At 44.5% G+C, this 1,398-nt stretch carries 1 protein-coding gene; it reads left to right on the top strand.

Going from position 1 to position 1,398, the window contains the following annotated elements; all coding sequences use genetic code 11:
• Positions 1–17: 17 nt before the first annotated feature.
• On the top strand, positions 18–1,064 hold the full coding sequence (locus TW84_RS23610; RefSeq protein WP_052707970.1) for a DUF4116 domain-containing protein: 1,047 nt from the start codon (positions 18–20) through the stop codon (positions 1,062–1,064).
• Positions 1,065–1,398: the final 334 nt, after the last annotated feature.

A 1,398-nucleotide genomic window follows, 5' to 3' on the forward strand; every position in this document is an offset into this window, starting at 1 on the left:
CGTTCATATAAATAACCATGGACACTACCTACGACAAAGCAGAGCTAGAGCAAATTTTAATCAGGCTCAAACTAAACGACTCCGCGTTGAGTGAGATTAAAAAACAAACCCCTGAACTTTGCAATATTGCGATCCAAGCTCACCCCGAAGCATTGCAGTATGTACAAACTCAAACCCCTGAACTTTGTCTTAAAGCAGTAAAGTTAAGTGGATGGGCATTACCCCATGTAAAAGAACAAACCGCAGAGATTTGCCTTGAGGCGGTCAAGCAAACTGGTTACGTATTACGCTTTGTAAAACAACAAACCCCAGAGATTTGTTTGGCTGCCATTCAACACAGTGGTTTAGCGCTCCAGCAGGTAAAGGAACAGACACCGGGGCTTTGTTTGGCAGCGGTAAAGCAAAATGGCAATGCGTTACGCTTTGTAAAACATCAGACCCCAGAGATATGTGCTATTGCGGTTAGGCAGAACGGCTACGCAGTAGAGCATGTTAAAGGGCAGACCCCTGAGCTTTGTCTTGCTGCTGTAACGCAAGATGGCAATATATTAGAGCATGTAAAGGAGCAGACGCCGGAACTTTGTCTTGCAGCGGTAAGGCAAAATGGCAACGCACTACGCTATGTCAAAGAGCAGAGCGCTGAGATTTGCCGTGAAGCGGTAAAACAATATGGCTCCCTACTAGAATTCGTGAAAAAGCAAACCCCCGAGATTTGCCTTGAAGCAGTCAAGAACGATGGTTATGTCTTGAAGGAAGTAAATAAGCAAACCCCTGAAATTTGTCTTGCAGCGGTAAAGCAGGACGGGTTGGCATTAGAGCTAGTAAAAGAGCAAACCCCTGAAATGTGTCTTGCAGCGGTAAAGCAGAATGGTTACGCACTGCGCTATGTAAAACAACAAACGCCCGAGATTTGTTTGGCAGCGGTAAAGCAAAAGGTGTGGGCACTAAAACATGTAAAAGAGCAGAGCACTGAGATTTGTTTGGCAGCGGTAAAGCAAAATAGCGATGTATTAGAGTATGTTAAAGAGCAAACCCCTGAGATTCTTTTAGCTGCGGGTAAGTAGGCTAGAAAGCTCACGGCTCTACAAAAAAGAACAGGGCGTTTAATAGTCTGAGCGTGATTGTTTTTTACATGTCTCGCACACTGATAAAACGCCCTTGAAAATCTTTGACTTATCGAGATAAATAAGCGGTGAACCCAAGCTGCTAGTAACTTGATTTTATCGCTCTTATGGCTGGACGAGATGACGCGCAATAAAAAACTTAGGGATATTGAATACAGAGTGTAACCATGACTGAAGCGACCATCGAACAGGTAAACCAGGTTTTAACCCAAGCCAATCTTGCAACAGTGAGACTGATCACTCCGTCTTTCAAGCAGGGCGGGAGCATACTTTG

Source organism: Vibrio neptunius (assembly GCF_000967495.1).
GTDB classification, from domain to species: domain Bacteria; phylum Pseudomonadota; class Gammaproteobacteria; order Enterobacterales; family Vibrionaceae; genus Vibrio; species Vibrio neptunius.